19 protein-coding genes and 1 tRNA gene are annotated in these 17,038 nt (G+C 68.5%); 13 read left to right on the top strand and 7 right to left on the bottom strand.

Features of this window, described 5'->3' with window-relative positions:
• Positions 1 to 69: 69 nt before the first annotated feature.
• The gene (locus tag K8Z49_RS44575) at positions 70 to 1,389 is read left to right on the top strand and encodes an MGH1-like glycoside hydrolase domain-containing protein (protein ID WP_021596598.1); all 1,320 of its coding nucleotides are present in this window, start codon (positions 70 to 72) and stop codon (positions 1,387 to 1,389) included.
• A 17-nt stretch (positions 1,390 to 1,406) separates the two neighbouring features.
• A complete protein-coding gene (locus K8Z49_RS44580) occupies positions 1,407 to 1,901 on the top strand; it encodes a hypothetical protein (RefSeq protein WP_021596599.1) in 495 nt (164 codons plus the stop codon).
• Here the strand turns inward: K8Z49_RS44580 and K8Z49_RS44585 are convergent.
• Entirely contained in the window at positions 1,898 to 2,176 is a 279-nt protein-coding gene (locus K8Z49_RS44585) for a YtxH domain-containing protein (protein ID WP_024936001.1), read from the bottom strand. The genes K8Z49_RS44580 and K8Z49_RS44585 overlap by 4 nt on opposite strands.
• Positions 2,177 to 2,315: 139 nt before the next feature.
• Between K8Z49_RS44585 and K8Z49_RS44590 the strand changes: the two genes are divergently transcribed.
• Positions 2,316 to 2,388 (top strand) — tRNA-Asn (locus K8Z49_RS44590).
• An 88-nt stretch (positions 2,389 to 2,476) separates the two neighbouring features.
• Here K8Z49_RS44590 and K8Z49_RS44595 read toward each other — a convergent pair.
• Positions 2,477 to 2,773: a tyrosine-type recombinase/integrase gene (locus K8Z49_RS44595; protein WP_412516966.1), complete on the bottom strand. Its 297-nt coding sequence runs from the start codon at positions 2,771 to 2,773 to the stop codon at positions 2,477 to 2,479.
• A gap of 58 nt (positions 2,774 to 2,831) precedes the next feature.
• Between K8Z49_RS44595 and K8Z49_RS44600 the strand changes: the two genes are divergently transcribed.
• Complete coding sequence (locus tag K8Z49_RS44600; protein ID WP_412516967.1) at positions 2,832 to 2,993, top strand: hypothetical protein; 162 nt, start codon at positions 2,832 to 2,834, stop codon at positions 2,991 to 2,993.
• A gap of 577 nt (positions 2,994 to 3,570) precedes the next feature.
• Here the strand turns inward: K8Z49_RS44600 and K8Z49_RS44605 are convergent.
• Positions 3,571 to 3,774 (bottom strand): hypothetical protein, encoded by a 204-nt coding sequence (locus K8Z49_RS44605; protein WP_412516968.1) that lies wholly within the window; start codon positions 3,772 to 3,774, stop codon positions 3,571 to 3,573.
• A 291-nt stretch (positions 3,775 to 4,065) separates the two neighbouring features.
• Between K8Z49_RS44605 and K8Z49_RS44610 the strand changes: the two genes are divergently transcribed.
• Entirely contained in the window at positions 4,066 to 5,043 is a 978-nt protein-coding gene (locus K8Z49_RS44610) for a restriction endonuclease (RefSeq protein ID WP_412516969.1), read from the top strand.
• Positions 5,044 to 5,229: 186 nt separating this feature from the next.
• Here K8Z49_RS44610 and K8Z49_RS44615 read toward each other — a convergent pair whose 3' ends face one another.
• Complete coding sequence (locus K8Z49_RS44615; RefSeq protein WP_412516970.1) at positions 5,230 to 7,329, bottom strand: restriction endonuclease; 2,100 nt, start codon at positions 7,327 to 7,329, stop codon at positions 5,230 to 5,232.
• 665 nt (positions 7,330 to 7,994) lie between these two features.
• Between K8Z49_RS44615 and K8Z49_RS44620 the strand changes: the two genes are divergently transcribed.
• Together K8Z49_RS44620 and K8Z49_RS44625 are read left to right on the top strand one after the other, a co-directional pair.
• A complete protein-coding gene (locus tag K8Z49_RS44620; protein ID WP_075019762.1) occupies positions 7,995 to 8,750 on the top strand; it encodes a hypothetical protein in 756 nt (251 codons plus the stop codon).
• Between the two features lie 149 nt (positions 8,751 to 8,899).
• A complete protein-coding gene (locus tag K8Z49_RS44625; protein WP_412516971.1) occupies positions 8,900 to 9,745 on the top strand; it encodes an AfsR/SARP family transcriptional regulator in 846 nt (281 codons plus the stop codon).
• 45 nt (positions 9,746 to 9,790) lie between these two features.
• On the opposite strand, the gene K8Z49_RS44630 is transcribed toward K8Z49_RS44625, so the two are convergent.
• From K8Z49_RS44630 to K8Z49_RS44640, 3 genes are read right to left on the bottom strand one after another with little or no spacing between them, the layout of a single operon-like run.
• Complete coding sequence (locus K8Z49_RS44630) at positions 9,791 to 10,165, bottom strand: peptidase inhibitor family I36 protein (RefSeq protein ID WP_075019764.1); 375 nt, start codon at positions 10,163 to 10,165, stop codon at positions 9,791 to 9,793.
• On the bottom strand, positions 10,166 to 10,558 hold the full coding sequence (locus K8Z49_RS44635) for a peptidase inhibitor family I36 protein (protein WP_021596604.1): 393 nt from the start codon (positions 10,556 to 10,558) through the stop codon (positions 10,166 to 10,168).
• Positions 10,559 to 10,577: 19 nt separating this feature from the next.
• Positions 10,578 to 11,006: a hypothetical protein gene (locus tag K8Z49_RS44640; RefSeq protein WP_075019765.1), complete on the bottom strand. Its 429-nt coding sequence runs from the start codon at positions 11,004 to 11,006 to the stop codon at positions 10,578 to 10,580.
• A gap of 138 nt (positions 11,007 to 11,144) precedes the next feature.
• Between K8Z49_RS44640 and mbhE the strand changes: the two genes are divergently transcribed.
• The 6 genes from mbhE to mnhG are packed head-to-tail and all read left to right on the top strand — an operon-like array spanning position 11,145 to position 17,034.
• Positions 11,145 to 13,955, top strand: a complete 2,811-nt coding sequence (gene mbhE, locus K8Z49_RS44645) for a hydrogen gas-evolving membrane-bound hydrogenase subunit E (protein ID WP_412516972.1) — start codon at positions 11,145 to 11,147, stop codon at positions 13,953 to 13,955.
• Complete coding sequence (locus tag K8Z49_RS44650; RefSeq protein ID WP_021599037.1) at positions 13,952 to 14,398, top strand: Na(+)/H(+) antiporter subunit C; 447 nt, start codon at positions 13,952 to 13,954, stop codon at positions 14,396 to 14,398. The genes mbhE and K8Z49_RS44650 overlap by 4 nt, the downstream gene beginning before the upstream one ends.
• Positions 14,395 to 15,918 (top strand): Na+/H+ antiporter subunit D, encoded by a 1,524-nt coding sequence (locus tag K8Z49_RS44655; protein WP_021599036.1) that lies wholly within the window; start codon positions 14,395 to 14,397, stop codon positions 15,916 to 15,918. The genes K8Z49_RS44650 and K8Z49_RS44655 overlap by 4 nt, the downstream gene beginning before the upstream one ends.
• On the top strand, positions 15,915 to 16,442 hold the full coding sequence (locus K8Z49_RS44660; protein ID WP_075019768.1) for a Na+/H+ antiporter subunit E: 528 nt from the start codon (positions 15,915 to 15,917) through the stop codon (positions 16,440 to 16,442). The genes K8Z49_RS44655 and K8Z49_RS44660 overlap by 4 nt, the downstream gene beginning before the upstream one ends.
• Entirely contained in the window at positions 16,439 to 16,705 is a 267-nt protein-coding gene (locus tag K8Z49_RS44665; protein WP_021599034.1) for a monovalent cation/H+ antiporter complex subunit F, read from the top strand. Before K8Z49_RS44660 ends, K8Z49_RS44665 begins: the two co-directional genes overlap by 4 nt.
• Entirely contained in the window at positions 16,702 to 17,034 is a 333-nt protein-coding gene (gene mnhG, locus K8Z49_RS44670; protein WP_021599033.1) for a monovalent cation/H(+) antiporter subunit G, read from the top strand. The genes K8Z49_RS44665 and mnhG overlap by 4 nt, the downstream gene beginning before the upstream one ends.
• Positions 17,035 to 17,038 lie beyond the last annotated feature (4 nt).

Genomic DNA, 17,038 nt, shown 5'->3' on the forward strand with positions numbered 1-17,038 from the left:
CCCGGCCGCGTTATGAGGCGACAATCACGGTGAACCCCTCTCGCTTCAGGAGGAGGTCACCTGGACCACATGAGCTCCCGTCTCACCGGCGACGAGACCGCGCTGTGGAACGCCGCGGCCCGGGTCCTCGACGCCAACTGGACCGGGACCGCCACCGCCGCCTCGCCCGGCCTCTACCCGCACCAGTGGAGCTGGGACTCGGCCTTCGTCAGCATGGGGCTCGCCCGCCACCGCCGCGACCGGGCCGAGGCCGAGCTGCTCTCCCTCTTCCGCGGCCAGTGGGCGGACGGGATGCTCCCCCACATCGTGTTCAACACGACCCTCGACCGGCACGCGTTCTTCCCGGGCCCGGACCTGTGGCACAGCGAACGGCAGCCGGACGCCCCGCACGGCGTCCAGACCTCCGGCCTCACCCAGCCTCCCCTGCACGCCCTCACGGCCCTCCGCCTGCACGAATGCGCCACCGACCTGGAGGCCAGCCGGGCGTTCCTCGCGCACCTCTACCCGAAGCTGGACGCCCAGCACCGCTACCTCACCCGCTGCCGCGACCTCGGCTCCACCGGCCTCGTCGCCATCTGCCACCCGTGGGAGTCGGGCCTCGACAACAGCCCCGCCTGGGACCGCCCCCTCGGCGCCCTCCGCCTCCCGCCGTCCTCCTACGCGCCCGGCCTGCGCACCCACGCGCTCCCGACCGGCGAGGACTACGACCGCTACGTGTGGCTCGTCGCCCTCATGCGGGAGGCCGGATACCGGCCCGACTACCTGCGCGACACCCACCCGTTCGCCGTCGAGGACCCCCTCGTCAACGCCACCTACCTGGCGTCCACCCACGCCCTCGCCGAGGTCGCCTGCATCATCGGCGCCGACCCCGTCCCGCACCGCGAGCGCGCCGACCTCGTCCACCGGGCCATGCTGGAGCGCCTCTGGGACGCCGAGACCGGCTGCTTCCGCGCCCGCGACCTGCGCGACGGCCGGCTGCTGCCGGTCATCACCGCCGGCTCGTTCGGCCCCCTGCTGGACCCCGAGCTGCCCGCCCCGATCGTCCGCAACCTCGTCGACCTGCTCCTGTCGGCCCGCTTCGCCGGCGCCGCCGGATACCCCGTCCCCACCTGCGACATCCAGGCCCCCGCGTTCGACCGCGCCGGCTACTGGCGCGGCCCCACCTGGATCAGCACGAACTGGCTCATCTGGTACGGCGCCCTCGGCCACGACCTCCCGGTCGTCGCCGACCTGCTCTACGGCTCCACCATGCGGCTCGTCCGCCAGTCCGGCTTCCGCGAGTTCTTCGACCCGTTCGACGGCACCGGCCGCGGCAGCCACGACTACGCCTGGTCGGCGGCGCTGGTCCTGGACCTCCTCGGCGCCCGGCGCGCCCCGCAGGCCGCCTGATCGCCTACCGTGGACCCATGCGCCTACTCCGGGGCCCCCTCCCGCCCGCGCTCCGCGGCACGCTGACACTGGAACGCGGCGAACGCGTCCTCGCCTCCGCCCCCACCCGCGGCGGCTCCCACGTCGTCGCCACCGTCACCGCGCTGCACGTCCCCGCCCCCTCCGGCGGCTTCGTCCGCATCCCCTGGGAACGCGTCGACCACGCCACCTGGAAGGACGGCTGGCTGCACGTCAAGGAGACCTCCGGCGGCGCCGAGCACCACGTCCGGCTCACCGACCCCGGCTCCGTGCCCGAGACCGTCCGCGAACGCGTCACCGCCACCATCGCCGTCACCCACCACGCCACCCTGCCCTCCGGCGGCAAGGTGCGAATCGCCGGCCGGCGCCCGGCCGCCGGAGGCGACGTGCGCTGGACGTTCGTCTTCGACGCCGGGCTCGACCCCGCCGACCCGGGCCTGCGCGCCCAGGCCGAGCAGATCCTGGAGGACCTGCGCCGCCAGACCGGCCTCTAACCGGGATAGACGGGCGGCTGCTCGCCCTCTTCCGCCTTGTGCCGCCCCGGCATCTGCTCGGGCACCCGCTCCTTCAACTGCCCCGCCTTGCCGCGCGCCGCCCCGGCGAACTCCTCGCCCTTCGACCGCAGCATCCCGGCGGCCTCCTGCACGTTCGGGTTCTCCGACACCTGCTTCGACAGCCGCTTCATCTGCTCGTACCGCTCGCGCCCGGCCTTCGTCCCGAGGACGTAGCCGATCGCGGCTCCTGCCATGAACATCATGCGGGTCTTCATGTCCAACTCCCACTCGGGCGGAATCGTGACACCCCCATACCCACCGCCGCCGCCCCCATCCATAACGGTGCGCGAACACCTCCGCACATGCGCTAACCTAGGACCCGCCGACAGGGGCCCGACCCCATCGGACGCACGATCCCGCGTAGCTCAATCGGCAGAGCAGCCGGCTGTTAACCGGCAGGTTATTGGTTCGAGTCCAATCGCGGGAGCTTCCTTACCTCAGCGTTACACCAGTACAGAGCCCCTATCCACGCGTGGACAGGGGCTCTGACGGTCTCTGAGTGACCAACTGCGTGACTATCGCTCCCTGTGGCTGCCGGGGAAGAGTTGATCCATGGCAGTCGCGCCGTCCTCGATCACCGGCCGGATCTCATGCCGGTAGACCGTCTCCGTGACGTTGGTCCCGGCGTGGCCCACGAGCCGGGCGATCTGCTCCAGGGGCATCCCACTGTCTGAGAGCAGGGAGACGAAGCTGTGGCGCAACTCCCTCGGCGTCCACTCGGCGCCCTTGAGGCCAGCAAGGTTGGCCACCCCGCGGAACGCCCGTAGGACGTTCATGGGGCCGCGCTTGTCTCCGTTCTCGTCGGGGAACACGAGGCCAGGCATCTCGGAAGCCGCCTACCTGGAAGAGACGATCTCCGACCAACTACCGGTGGCGACGCATGCCGAGTGGCTGCGGACTACGCCCGGCGACCTTGTCAAGACGGTTCACCAGCGGTTCCTGTCCGCCGACGAGCGAATCATCATGCTCTCCGACATCTTATATCCCCGGGACCGCTACGACGCGTTCGTGTTCCGCATGTCCCTCAAGTAGAGGAATAACAAAGGGGGTGTCGACTCATCCGACACCCCCTTTGTAATGCACGGACTTAGGTTCTAACCCAGCCCTGAGCCACGTCTGAATCCGTCCACCATGAAACGAATTCTGGGTCGACCGAGGTCAATCTCCAGCGAGCGGCTAGACCGTCAAAGAAAGCGTCGTTTCCCGTTTTTCCGCCCTGCGGCTCTCCGATGTATACAAGTCGCTCACCCCCAGCCTCTTCGAAAGCCGTAAGCGCCTCGGACGACATCGGGTCCCCCCAGCCAGGCGGCCAGCAGAGGAACAGTGCATAATCCGCCGATTGGCTACGAGTCACGAACTCAGCCAAGCCTTCCACAGGATGCCAAACGTCTACCTGGCCAGCTGCCTCGGGAAATGAAGTGTTTCTGTTCTTGTCCGGCGGTTTGGAGTCGTACGCGTCAACGGTCAACCCCACCTGAGCCAACTGTGCCGCCCAATAGCCCCGACCGGCGCCCAGTTCCACTATCGGGAGATCTCCACAAAAGTCCGCTACCCATTCGAGAGTTTGTGGGGCAGGTATCGTATAAGCGTAGTTCGCTTGTAGGAGCATCTACGCAAAGGCGAGCCGTGGACTTCCTGACGCCTGACCACCATTCACCACGCGGCGGGCCCCCTGCTCAGCCACGAACGGTTCGACGATGTCCCAGTACGGATTAGAGCTCATGGCTTCGCCGCCGGTCATGTAATGCACGAACCGCAGATCGAACTGTGCGTCGGCCTGAGCGTCACCAGTTCCCGCCAGCCGTCCTGCCATGTCTAGGTACTCGGCCACCCTGGGGTACTCGGACCGAAGTCTCTGCTCATCCTCCAACAGAGCAGTGAGTTCGTCCCATCGGCTTGATGTCCATGGTCAACTTAGCCATACTGCAAGTCTCTCGCACTGCGACCAAACGGTCCAGACCCTGACGTCAAGATCAGCAGGCAGCAAGGTTCGGCTCCACATGAATCCGGTCGTTCAAGTTCCGCGTTATGCTGCGTCTCACGCCCTGGCCTTGTACTATTGATTACGCCACAAATCTATGATCGCGCATCACAGAGGTCTGCAATGCCCAAGTATACGCTTGAGGAATGGCGTGCGGTGACGTCTCATAAAAGACCGCAACCCTCGCCCGACTATATTGTCGTCGCATTCCCAAATGAAGAGATTAAAGAGGGCTATCTCTCCAACATATCCAGCTGGCCGGAAGAGGAAGTGCGGAACATTATTGGCAACATGCTAGGGGACGCTCGCGGCCCAACGCTACTTGACAAAATAACCGCTCAAGCCCTTGAGGCGACCGGACCAGTTATCTACACAGACGGAGAGCTTCGACCGCGCGCGTACACTGAGTTTGAAAAGCGCCTTATACTCAATCTTGCAGGAAAAACAAAACAACCCCTGTGGCCAGGGTTGACTTGGGTATTGGATCTACTCCCTCATTTTCCCCGTGAAGCAATAAATGCAGTCTCCTTGTTTTATCTGGCACACGCTCAGGTTATGTCAGACCTTAAACTGGAAGCTTTGAGCGATGCAATGACCGTAATTCGATATCGCTATATAATTCAAGACACTTCTGCGAGGCTCAGTAAACTCTCACTGCTTAGAAGTCTAGATCCAAGAGAGATGGAATATTTGGCGGCCGCCCTATACTATGCCATGGGATATGAAGTCAAAGTAACGCCATCTCAGAAAGATGGTGGCGTGGATGTAATAGCCACCAAAGACGGCGAAGTAATTTACGTCGAATGCAAAAATCATGCCTCAAACGTCGACGTCCTCGCGGTTAGGGCATTCTCTAGTTTTGCGTACAAGCCAGTCACAAAAGGAGTGATGATATCTACAACAGACTTCACGGAGCAAGGTCCGGAATCGGCCAAAGATTGGATCGGTGATCCAATGATTAGCGCCCGCCTCAAATTGATCAACGGCGAAGAGTTTGTCGGCATGTTGAACGAACACCTCGGCATCTCCTGGAACATGGAGATCGACAAGATTGTCGCAACACAGAAAGTGGCACCAAATAAGTTCAAGCAAGTCACTTAGGGATGAAGCCTCGTCGCCGAGCTCGGGCGGCCCGAGGATTACTGTACGTCTTCTAGGTAGCCCGACAACCGGGCCGTCCGCGCGGTTGACTTGGCGGGCGGCCTCCGCTTCAGCTTACGTCGCCGGCTACGGGACGGTCTGGCAAGCAGTGTCCTGGCAGTTTAAAAGCCGGGGTTGGAGTGCTCCTCAGAGGCCACGCTCGATGGCGGCGGCCAGAGCGCGAAGACGCACCGCGGCAGGTTTGACGTCGCCGAACCGGTACGTAGAGTACCGGGGATCCGGCGACTCTTCGATCCTTTGCACGATGGTCGGGTCAAGCCGATCCAGGAGGGCAAAAGTCTCGAGCAACTCGTCAACACTCGGCGCCAGTTCCGATGTGCGCTCGATCAGAGATACGTCCCTCGGAGAAAAAGGCTCTTCCATCTCCAGTTCGGCTTTGAGGCGCGCAATTACGAGCGTGATGATATCGAGTTCTCGCTGTCGCGTATCAATCAGGTCGGTGAGTCTGGAACGTCCGTCTGGTGCCTCGAACATCATCCCAAGTTCATTGGGTCGGAGGCCGAGTGCTTCAGCTGATAGGACGAGATCGCCGAGCTCGCTGGCCGTGACGAGTACCCAATTCTTCCCTTGTGCTGCCTTCGCGACCGTGTCGCCCCTAAAGGATGGGGCAACGATCGCCACGAACTCTGCAGAGTGTTTGTCCTTGTGTGTACCGATCGCGAATTCGTTTATGTTTCCGTGCGCAATGTGACCCGACGCAGAAGACTTTCCATCGACGATCGCTGTGCGCAGGGCTCCCGCCGTGTCATGCCATTGGACAAGGACATCGGTGTCGCCCGATCCGCTGATTCGCTGCGTCTGAAACCCCATGTGCTGAAATGCGCGCTCAAGGAACGCTTCAAACGCGGCGCCGGACGCCTTCCCGTCGGCAGATGGGTCTGCGGCCGTGCGGACGAGATCCGCCGCGATATCTGAGGCTTCGGTCCCAGCGTGCACCACCGCACTAGGTTCGGTCTGACCGGGGTCAGGCACAGACTCCGGCACAACGCTTGGCTCTGCTAACGGGAGTGACTCGATGAGACGGCGTCCCGTCGGCGTGGCCTGCACCGATGACCAGGACGTCTCTTCAAGAAGTCCGGCATCAACCAAGAAGGCGATGAGCCAGCGCACCTTTTCCTTGTTCATGCCATAGCGCGCACCCTCGGTATATACGTAAGTACGTGGGACATTCGCTGTAGCCGAGCGAAGCAATTCGCCAACGAAGCGCATGTTTCCATGAAGGATACGGATGAAGTCAATTGCGGAACCTGTGGCCAACCATGCCTTTGCTGCTGGAGTTGCAGTGAAAACGCCTCGGCGAACCTCCTGTAGAAGCCCCGCTGCACGCATGAAGGGGAGCATCGAGTCGACGCTACTCCGCTTTAGTTCGAATCGGCTCGCAATAAAACCAAGAAATTCTTCCTTCCGGATCGGGTCCGCTGCGGCGGCAATGCAAACCTTCAGGTTCTCAACCTTGTTGGGATCGCTAGCCGGGCTGGGCACCCAGATGTTATAGGTTTTTCGCTGCTCTTGTGCTTCGGCGTTCGTCAATAGTCGATCGAGGAGGACAATGATTTCAGCTGGGGCTTCGGGGATATCGGCGGCGAATCGCTCGGTATTGGATGTAAAGGCTTCTGGAGAAACAGTTTCCCAGGTTGCGAAGACTTCGCGCCCTTCCTGGGTCGCGGCTTGCTTCCGGTCCGCCAGCCATTCGGTCAGACCTAGCACCTCTAGCCAAGTCATCCTGAGGCGAATGTTGTTGACGCTTGTCCAGTCGAGGTTATATGCCTCGACGATTTGAGCGTTGGCTTCTTCTACTGTAAGTGGCGTTTGGACCAGAAGACCTAGGACCTCCGCAAAGAGCCGGACTCGATCAGCCATCAAGGTCGCTAGGCGGGAGCGAGACTTGTCTGCAAGAAGTTGCGCCCCATCCTCTGTCAGTTCAAGTGTCCCCTTCCGATTCTCTACCAACCCCATCGGACGCAGCGCTGCTGCAACCTTCCGCCAGGTCAGGGAGTATTCTCCGCTCGACAATTGAGGGTAAATGTCGAGGTCGGTGGCGGCTCCGCTGGAGATCAGTTGGAGTAACTCGATGGTCCGCGGAAACATCTCTTGCTTTCCGGCATGGAGATTCGGCACTGAAGCGGCCTGCCGCAACCATCTGGCTTTCTGTGCTCTAAGAGCGTCTTGGGCTGCAGACGTGACAGTTGGTGAGTCGGCCGGAACGTGCTCGGTTTCCTCCGTCACTTAATCCCCCCAAGTCTCTTGTGACACACGCCATTGGCGATGGCACTAACGAGACCTCATCATACAGATTTCATCGCCTCCCACGTGGTGGTGCGGATGTCCTGAAAAGATCCGCCTCTGGGGCCAGCTGGGGACCACACGGCATACAGACCTGCCCCGAACGGACGGGCAACAGGATGCTGGACACACGAACGCCGTTGCGCCGCGGTGATGGCGTGGGTGCGCCAGGATGTAGCGCTACCGGCGTCGCGCGGGCGGTGACCAACTGGGTGACAACCGCTGTGTGAGCATCTGGACGGCCCTGGACAGCTCTGGACGGTCGTGCCGCTGGTCACTGAGGGAGTGGGCTGGACGCGATCTTGTCCGGAATGCTTCGAGTCCAATCGCGGGAGCGGTGGCTGCGCATACTCGACAGGCTTTGCCTCGTCTTCGCGGGGCCGCGGTGTCTTCCGGGGGGCGACCCCCGGACCCCCGATGTGGGGGCTCCGCCCCCACGCCCCCTTCCGGTTGTGGCTCTTGAGCGTGTTCTCGGGGTTGGGTTTCTTTCTTCGTTGACGCCTGCGGTGTTTCGCGGGCTCTCTGCGCTTTCCTGTCGTGTTCTTCGGGATGCGGTGTGGTGGGGTAGTGACAATGGGTGTGGCCCCGCTCGACCGCAGGAGTGAGACTTGCCCGCTGAGGACGACCCCCCGCCGCCCGCTCCCGAAGAAGCGAACACCTGGTCGGAGTTCATCGCCCGGCTCCGCGCGCTGTACGAGTGGTGCGGACGGCCCAAGTACCGGGCGCTGTGCGCGCGGTCGCCGGGGCTGTCGCCCGCGGCGGTGTCGAACCTGATCGGGAAGAACCCGCTGACCCGGCCGCCGGAGACCGCCACCGCCCGGTTCGTCGAGGCGTGCCTGCGCTATCGCGGTCAGGACGCTCCGGAGAGCGAGGTCGAGCGGTGGATCTCGCATTGGGGTGTGGTCGATCGTGGTTCGGTGCCGGACGAGGTGCCGCCGGGCCCCGGAGTCCGCTGGTGGCGGTGGTACGCGGGCGGGCTCGTCGGGGTCTTGGTGGTGGGCGTCGGCGTCTTCTTGCTCGCGGGAGGGGACGGGTCGGGGTCGTGTCAGCGGGTCAGCGGCAATGTCAAGGACACGCGGATGAAGCGGACGTGGGGGGATCTGTTCCAGTGTCCCAACAGGCCGCGGGTCGGGGTGTACGAGAAGGCGGCGTTCGGTAGCGAGATCGCGGTCCTGGAGACCGATCCCAGCTGGTTCATCTGCTGGACGCGCGGCCAGCGGCATTCGGGCGGGAACGACATCTGGTACTACACGCAGGGGGACCACTCGACCCGGATGCCCGAGTTGGACGCCTGGGGGTACGTGCCCGCGTCCGATCTGCGGGTCGGGCGCGCTCCCGATCCCGCGATCACCCGGCGGTGCTGACCTGTGGTTTCTCTGTTCTGAACGGATCGGAACAGGTCTTAGGGCGTCCGGACGAACCGTTCCGGCGGCTCGTTGTCTAAGGTTCTGGGGTACCCCGCACCCCGCGACCGTCCACGGCAGTGAGCGCCAGGGAAAGGGTGACGCGACGGGTGACCGAGGGTGTGAGTTTCCAGATCTTGGGTCCATTGCGGGCCGGTGTGCGCGGGACGCCGGTCGATCTCGGCGGCGACCGGGCGCGGCTGGTGCTCGCGGCGCTGCTGCTGGAGCCGGACCGGCCGGTGCCGGTGGACCGGCTCGTGGACGTCGTCTGGCGGGACCGCCCGCCCGCGTCCGCCCGGACCCAGATCGCCATCGCGGTGTCCGGCCTGCGGCGGGCGTTCCGGTGCGCGGGCTGCGCCGATCATGTGATCGAGACCGTCCGGCCCGGGTACCGGGTCCCCGCGCAGGCCGGTGCGATCGACGCGGTGGCGGCGGAGGAGCTGATCGGCGGGGCGCGGGAGGCGGTCGCGGCGGGGCGGCCGGCGGAGGCCGCGGACCTGTTCCAGGACGCGCTGAGGCTGTGGGACGGCCCGGTGCTCGCCGGCCTCGACCGTCCGGGGATCGAGGCGAGCGCGCTGCGGTGGGAGGAGCTGCGGCTCACCGCCCTGGAGGAGGCGGCGCAGGTGGAGCTGGCCCTCGGGCGTCACCGGGAGCTCGTCGGGGAGCTGATGGGGCCGGTGGGGGAGCACCCGTTCCGGGAGCGGCTGCGAGTCCTGCTGATGATCGCGCTGGCGCGGGCGGGGCGGCAGAGCGAGGCCCTCGACGTCTACCACGAGGGGCGCCGGAGCCTGGACGAGGAGCTCGGCCTGGAGCCGGGCCGGGAGCTCCAGGAGGTCCACGCCGCCGTCCTGCGGGACGATCCCGTGACGCGGCCCCAGACGTGCGCCGGCCCGCGCGGGCGGGCGCTCCGGTGGCGGCGTACGTCGGGGCCCGCGCGGGGTGTTCGTACCTGCTGAAAGCGAAAGGCCGCCGGGCGCTAGCCCGGCGGCCTTTGGTGTTGCTCAGTTCGCCCATCTGTGGGAGCGCAAGGGCTGGCCTTCCCAGAGGCTCTCCCGCTTACCGGCGGGGATGGTGGCCCAGTGGCGCTTGTAGTTCGCCTGCATGTACACCTTCACCTTGCTGTAGGAGCCGGTGTAGCCGTTGTTCCAGTAGGAGACGACGAAGAACCTCGGGTTGCAGCGGATGTCGCCGCCGTACCAGTCGGGGTCGTCGCCGGTCCAGGCGCACTTGATGCCCGTGCCGTTCTTGTCGCTCCAGACGCAGAAGTCGCCCTTCGCGCAGGAGCCCTGCCACGCGGCGTCGGCCTGGGCCGTGGTGGGAGTCAGGAGCGTCGCGAGCCCGGCGGCGGCCATGGCGGCCACGGTGATCTTCTTCATCTACTTCGCCCACTTGTGAGAGCGGATGGACACGTTGCCGGCGTTGATCGGCTTGGCGGTGACCGGGACCGCGTCGGAGACCTCGTTCCGGTAGTTCGCCCCGTGGAAGAAGCGGACCCAGTGGTACGGGTCGCTGGTGTACCCGTTGTTCCAGATGGTGTTGACCTTGAACCCGTAGGGCCGGCACCGGACGGACCCGCCCTGCCAGTCCGGGTCGTCGCCGGTCCAGTTGCACCGGGTGCCGGTGGCGTTCTTGCCGCTCCAGACGCACACGTCGCCCTTCGGGCACGTGCCGGTGGTGGTCGTCGCGGCCATGGCCGCCGAGGGGGCCGCCGCGGTGATGGCCCCCGCCACCACCGTGCCGGCCAGCAGCCCGATCCGGATCTTGTTCATGTTCTCCCCGTCGCGTGTGTCAGTAGACCTTCGAGCAGGTCCGGATGGTCTTGCCGTTGACGTCCACGGCCTTGTCGTCGCCGTTGCCGGGCCCGGTCAGGAAGTAGGCCGACACCCAGCCGCGCTTGGCGCCCTGGTCGAGGTCGGTGTAGAGCCACCAGTGGTTGGTGCCGTACTTGCCGTCGTACTCCTGGCCCCACTTCTTGCAGTAGACGTAGTTCTCGCCCTGGTAGAGGTAGCCGACGGGCGACCCGCACTTGAGGTAGTTCGGGTTGGCGAACGCCTTGTCGAACGTCCTCACCCATTGCCTGCCGTCGATCTTCGCGTCGGTCCAGCAGGCCTGGCGCCGCGTGTCCGGGCCGTCGGCCCAGGCCGCGGTCCCGGCCGGGACGGCACCCAGTACGGCTGCCCCGACCAGGGCGCCCCCGATGATCTGTGTCCTTCTCATCCCCTTCTCCCCGTTGGTGTCGGTGGACGCCGAACACGCTAGGGAGGCCCGTTATCGAACGCTTATCGGTCCCGTTTCGCGGGCACCGACCGGGTAGATCAGCTTCCGAGGTGCCTTGCTGAGGGGGTCTGCGGCGGCATGCTGACGCTGGTGCTCGCCTACGCCGTCGCCGCGGTCGCCGTACCCTGGGCGCTCGGGCGCCACCGGCGGGCGATGGCGTGCGCCGCGGCGGCGCTGCCGGCGGGGACGGCCGCCTGGGCCGCGGTGCGGGCGGGGCGGGACGACCTCACCGCGCGGCTGGGCTGGGCCCACGAGCTCGGCCTGGCGATCGACCTCCGGCTGGACGCGCTGGCCGTCGTCATGCTGCTGCTCGTCGGCGGTGTGGGGGCGGTCGTCCTCTGCTACGCGGGCTGGTACTTCGAGCGTTCCGAGAGGCTGCTCACCGGGACGCTGGTGGCGTTCGCGGGCGCGATGACGGGCCTGGTGCTCGCCGACAACCTGCTCGTCCTGTACGTGTTCTGGGAGCTGACGACGCTCAACTCGTTCATCCTGATCGGCGCGGTGCGGCCGGACCGCGCGGAGGACCGCCGGGCGGCCACGCAGGCGCTGCTGACGACGACGGCGTTCGGCCTGGTGATGCTCGCCGGCTTCGTCCTGCTGGGCCAGGCCGCCGGGACGTACCGGATCTCGGCGCTGGTCGCGGACCCGCCGGGCGGCGGCGCGGCGCGGGCGGGCGTGGTGCTGGTGCTGCTGGGCGCGTTCGCCAAGTCCGCGCAGGTGCCGCTGCACGGGTGGCTGCCCGCGGCGATGGTGGCGCCGACGCCGGTGAGCGCCTACCTGCACGCCGCCGCGATGGTGAAGGCGGGCGTCTACCTGGTGGCGCGGCTGGCGCCCGCGTTCGCCGGCGCCGGCGCGTGGCGGCCGCTGGTCATCGGGGCGGGGCTGCTGAGCCTGCTGGCGGGCGGGGTCATCGCGCTTCGGCAGGACGATCTGAAGCGCCTGCTCGCCTACGGGACGGTGAGCCAGCTCGGCCTGCTCATGGTCCTGCTCGGGGACGGGACGCGCACGGCGGCGCTGGCGGGCACCGCGCTGCTCCTGGCCCACGGCCTGTTCAAGGCGCCGCTGTTCCTGACGGTCGGCGCGCTGGAGCACGAGACGGGGACCCGCCGCGCGGACCGGTTGTCGGGGGCCTGGCGGCGCCTGCCCGTGCCGGCCGCCGCGGCGGTGCTGGCGGTCGCGTCCATGGTCGGCCTGCCGCCGCTGCTGGGGTTCGTGGCGAAGGAGGCGGCGATGGAGGCGTTCGCCCACGGCGGCACGGACGCCGCCGTCCTCGCCGGGGTGGTGGCGGGGTCGGCGCTGACCGTGGCCTACGGGCTGCGCTTCCTGGACGGCGCGTTCGGCGGCGAGGGCGGGGCCCGCTCGGCGACCGAGTGGGGGCTGGCCGGGCCGATCGCGGTACTCGCCGCCGCGGGACTCGTCCTCGGATGCGTGCCGGGGGCCGTGCGGACGGCCGTCGGCCCCTACGCCGAGACGCTGCCGGGAGATCCGGAGTACAAGCTCGCCCTGTGGCATGGACTCGGCCTGCCGCTCGCCCTGTCCGCGCTCGCCCTGCTCCTCGGTGCCGCGCTGTACCTCCTCTTCGGCCGGACGTTCCCCGCGCGGCGGCCACGGACCCGGTTCCTGGACGGCCGGCGGGCCTACGACGGGCTGGTCGAGGGGGTCCTCTCCGGCGCGTACGCGATCACGAAGCGGGTGCAGGTCGGGTCGCTGCCCGTCTACCTCGGCGTCATCGGGGCGATGGTGCTGGTGGTGCCGGGCACGGCCCTCGTGACCGGCCTGGTCCGGGGGACGGGCCCGGACCTCGCCGCGGACCGGCTGCGGGCATGGGACGACCCGGTGCAGCCCGTCCTCGCCCTGGTCGTCATCGCCTGCGCGCTCGGCGCGCTGCGCGCCCGCCGCCGGCTGCCGGCCGCGCTCCTGCTCGCCGGGACCGGCTACGGGACCGCCGGGCTGTTCGTGGCGCAGGGCGGGCCCGACCTCGCGCTCACCCTCGTCGTCGTGGAGACGCTGTCGCTGATCATGCTGGTGCTGGTGCTGCGGCGGCTCCCGGAACGGTATCCGCCGCGCCGCCGCGCGACCCCGGCCAGGATCGCGACCGCGGTGGTCAGCCTGTGCCTCGGCGGGTTCGTCGCGCTGTTCCTGGTGGTCGCGGCGCTGAGCCGCGGCGCCCGCCCGGTGGGCCCGGGGTACACCCGGCTCGCCGAGGCCGAGGGGGCGAAGAACGTGGTGAACCTGATCCTGGTCGAGGTGCGAGCCCTCGACACCCTCGGCGAGATCGCGGTGCTCGGGGTGACGGCGATGGGCGTCGTCAGCCTGGTGACCAGCGGCCGGACGCCGCCGTACCCGCTCGCCGCGCAGCGCGGGCGGGCGGCGGGGAGCCGGTGGCTGGCGACGCCGGGCAGCCCGCCGCTCGGCGGATCGTCGGTCGTCCTGGAGGCGGCGGCGCGGCTGCTCGGCCCGACCCTCCTCGTCTTCTCCCTCTACCTCCTCCTCGCCGGGCACGGCCGTCCCGGCGGCGGCTTCGTGGGCGGGCTCGTCGCGGCCATGGCCTTCGTCCTGCGGTACCTGCCGGGCGGCCGGCGGGAGCTGGCCACCGCGCTGCCGGTGCGCCCGAGCGCGCTGGTCGGCGCCGGGCTGGGCCTGGCGATCGCCACCGGCGCGGCCGGCTGGGCGTCCGGCGGGTTCCCGCACGGGGAGTTCCTGCACAGCGATGTCCTGCACGCCACGCCGCCGGCCGTCGGCGAGGTCGACGTCTACACCAGCCTGTTCTTCGACCTCGGGGTGTACCTGCTGGTCCTCGGGCTGGTGCTGGTGTTCCTCACCACCCTCGGCGCGAGCCTGGACGTCCAGGAGCCCGAGGAAGCCCCGGACGAAGGCGAGGCGTCATGACCGGGCCCGCCCTCGTCCTCGTCCTCGCCGTCGCGGTGCTGTTCGCGGCCGGGTTCAACCTGCTGATGCAGCGCTCCCTCATCCGCGTCGTGGTCGGCTTCATGCTGCTCGGGCACGGCGCGAACCTAGTCCTGCTGCTGGCGGGCGGGGCCGCCGGCGCGCCGCCGCTGCTCGGCGGCGGCTCGGAGCGCGCGATGGCCGACCCGCTGCCGCAGGCCATGGCGCTCACCGCCATCGTGATCACCTTCGGGGTCACGGCCTTCCTGCTCGCGCTGGCCTACCGCGGCCGGGAACTGCTCGGCGAGGACGAGGTGCAGGACGACGTCGAGGACCGCCGCATCGCCGCGGAGCGCCGCCGCGAGACCTGGGACGTGCCGCCCGAGGAGAGGGACCCGCTCGAAGAGGGCGACGAGCCCGGCCGGGACGAGGGGGACGGCCGATGACCGTGCTGGTCCCGCTGCCGTTCGTGCTGCCGCTGCTCGGGGCGGCCCTGGCGCTGATCAGCCGGCGCCGGAAGGTCTGGCTCCGGGTCCTCGCGCCGCTGGTCGCCGCGGGCGTGGTGGGGGCCGCCGCGGCGCTGCTGGCGGCGGTGGCCCGGGAGGGGGTGCTCGCCGTCCAGATCGGGGGATGGGCGGCGCCGCTCGGCATCACGCTCGTCGCCGACCGGTTGTCGGCGCTGCTGCTCGTGGTGTCCGCGGCGGTGCTCCTGGCGATCCTGGTGCACGCCGTCGCGGAGGGCGCCGGCGGGCTGGAGCGCCGGACCGAGCCGGGGGTGTTCCATCCGGCCTACCTCGCGCTGACCGCCGGGGTCTGCCTGGTCTTCCTCGCCGGCGACCTGTTCAACCTGTTCGTCGCGTTCGAGATCATGCTCGCGTCGAGCTACGTCCTGATGACGCTCACGCCGACGGCGGAGCGTCTCCGGGCCGGGATGACCTACACGGTGGTCAGCCTCACGTCCTCGATCCTGTTCCTCACCGCGCTCGGCCTGACCTACGCGGCGGCCGGGACGGTGAACCTCGCCGACCTGTCGGAGCGCGTCCCGGACCTGCCGGCCGCCACCCGGACGGCGCTCGGGCTGCTCTTCCTCGTGGTGTTCGGCATCAAGGGCGCCATCGTGCCGATGCACATGTGGCTGCCCGACAGCTACCCCGTCGCGCTCACCAAGGTCACGGCGGTGTTCGCGGCGCTGCTGACCAAGGCGGCCGTCTACTCGCTCATCCGGGTGGAGACGCTGGTGTTCCCCCGGGAGGACGGGTCGCGGGTCATGCTCGTCCTCGCCGCCGGGACGATGCTGGTGGGCACGCTCGGCGCGCTGACGCACGACGACATCCACCGGGTGTTCTCGTTCACCCTCGTCGGCCACATCGGGTACATGCTCTTCGGGCTCGCGCTGTTCAGCGTCGCCGGGCTCACCGGGGCGATCCTGTACCTCGTCCACCACATCGTCGTGCAGGCGACGCTGTTCCTGGTCAGCGACCTGATGCAGGCCCGCACGGGGGAGACGTCGCTGCGCCGGCTCGGGGGCCTCGCGCGCCTGTCGGCGTTCATCGCCGTGGTGTTCTTCGTCCCGGCGATGAGCGTCAGCGGCGTGCCTCCGACCTCGGGGTTCGTCGCGAAGCTCGCCCTGTTCCAGGCGGGGCTCGGCGCGGGGCGGCCCATGGCGTACGCGGTCACCGGCGTCGCCGTCCTCGCGAGCGTCCTCACCCTGATGGCGATGGCGCGGATCTGGACGCTCGGTTTCTGGCGGCCACGCCCGGAGGACGCGGGCGAGCCGCCCTCCAGCGAGGCCTACACGCCGGGCGGCGTGCGGGTGATGCGGTCGGTGACCGCGGTCATGGTGGTGGGCGGCCTCGTCATCGCCGTGTTCGCGGGCCCGCTCTCGTCGTGGAGCCGCCGCGCCGCGGCCGACCTGGTGGACCCGGCGCCCTACCGGCAGGCCGTGCTGGACGGGAGGACGCCGTGAACGACGCGCTGCGCGGGCTCGGCTCCCGGCTGGGCATGGCCGTGTGGCTGCTCGCGGTGTGGCTGCTGCTCTGGGGGCGGATCGACGCGCTGACGGTCATCGGCGGCATCGCGGCCGTCGTCGTCGCCTACGGGGTGAGCCGGCTGCCGACCGTCCCGCTGGTCACGCGGGTCCGGCCGCTCCGCTTCGCCGAGGCCGCCCTGGAGTTCGCGTGGGACCTGGTCGCCTCCAGCGTGGTCATCGGATGGCACGCGGTGCGCGCTCCCCGCCGGGTGCGGGGCGCGATCGTCGAGGTGAGCGCCCGGTCCCGCTCGGAGCTAGTGCTGCTGGCGGTGACGATGAGCATCTCGCTGCGCCCCGGGACCCTCCTCGTCGACCTCGACTGGGAGCGGTCGATTCTGCGCGTCCACGCCATGCCGGTCCGGGACCGGGACGAGGCGGACGCCGCCCGCGACGGCGTGCTCGGCACGGAGCACAGGCTGGTCCGTGCCTTCGGGACACCCGAGGACGAGGAGGAACGATGAACGTCGTCTACACGGTCACCCTGGCCCTGCTCGGCGCGGCCGCCCTCATGACGACCGCGCGGCTCGTCCGCGGCCCGACCGTCTTCGACCGGATCATGGCGGTGGACGTGCTGTCGGTGCTGCTCGTCAGCGGCGTCGCGGTGCACGCGGCGGTCTGGGGCGAGCCCGCGCACGGCACGATCCTCGTGGTGATCGCGCTGCTCGGCTTCGTCGGCTCGGTCACCGCGGCCCGGCTGGCGGCGCAGCGGGAGGGGAGCGCGTGAGCGCCGGCGACGTCCTCACCGCCGTCCTGCTTCCCGCGGGCGCCGCGTTCACGGCGGTCGGCGCCCTCGGCGTCCTGCGGTTCCCGGACCTGCTCACCCGGCTGCACGCGGCCACGAAGCCGCACACCATCGGGCTCCTGCTCGTCCTCGCCGGGGCGGCGCCCCAGGCCGGCTCGGTGTCCGCCGCCGCCCCGCTGCTCCTGGTCGCGGTCTTCCAGCTGATCACGGCCCCGGTCGCCGCCCAGACGATCGGCGCCGCCGCGTACCGCGCCGGTGCCGTCGACCGCGCCACCCTCGTCCTCGACGAGCCCGGCGACAAGGACCGGTGAGCCG

Origin of the sequence: Actinomadura madurae (assembly GCF_047130825.1) — a bacterium.
Taxonomy (GTDB): domain Bacteria; phylum Actinomycetota; class Actinomycetes; order Streptosporangiales; family Streptosporangiaceae; genus Spirillospora; species Spirillospora madurae.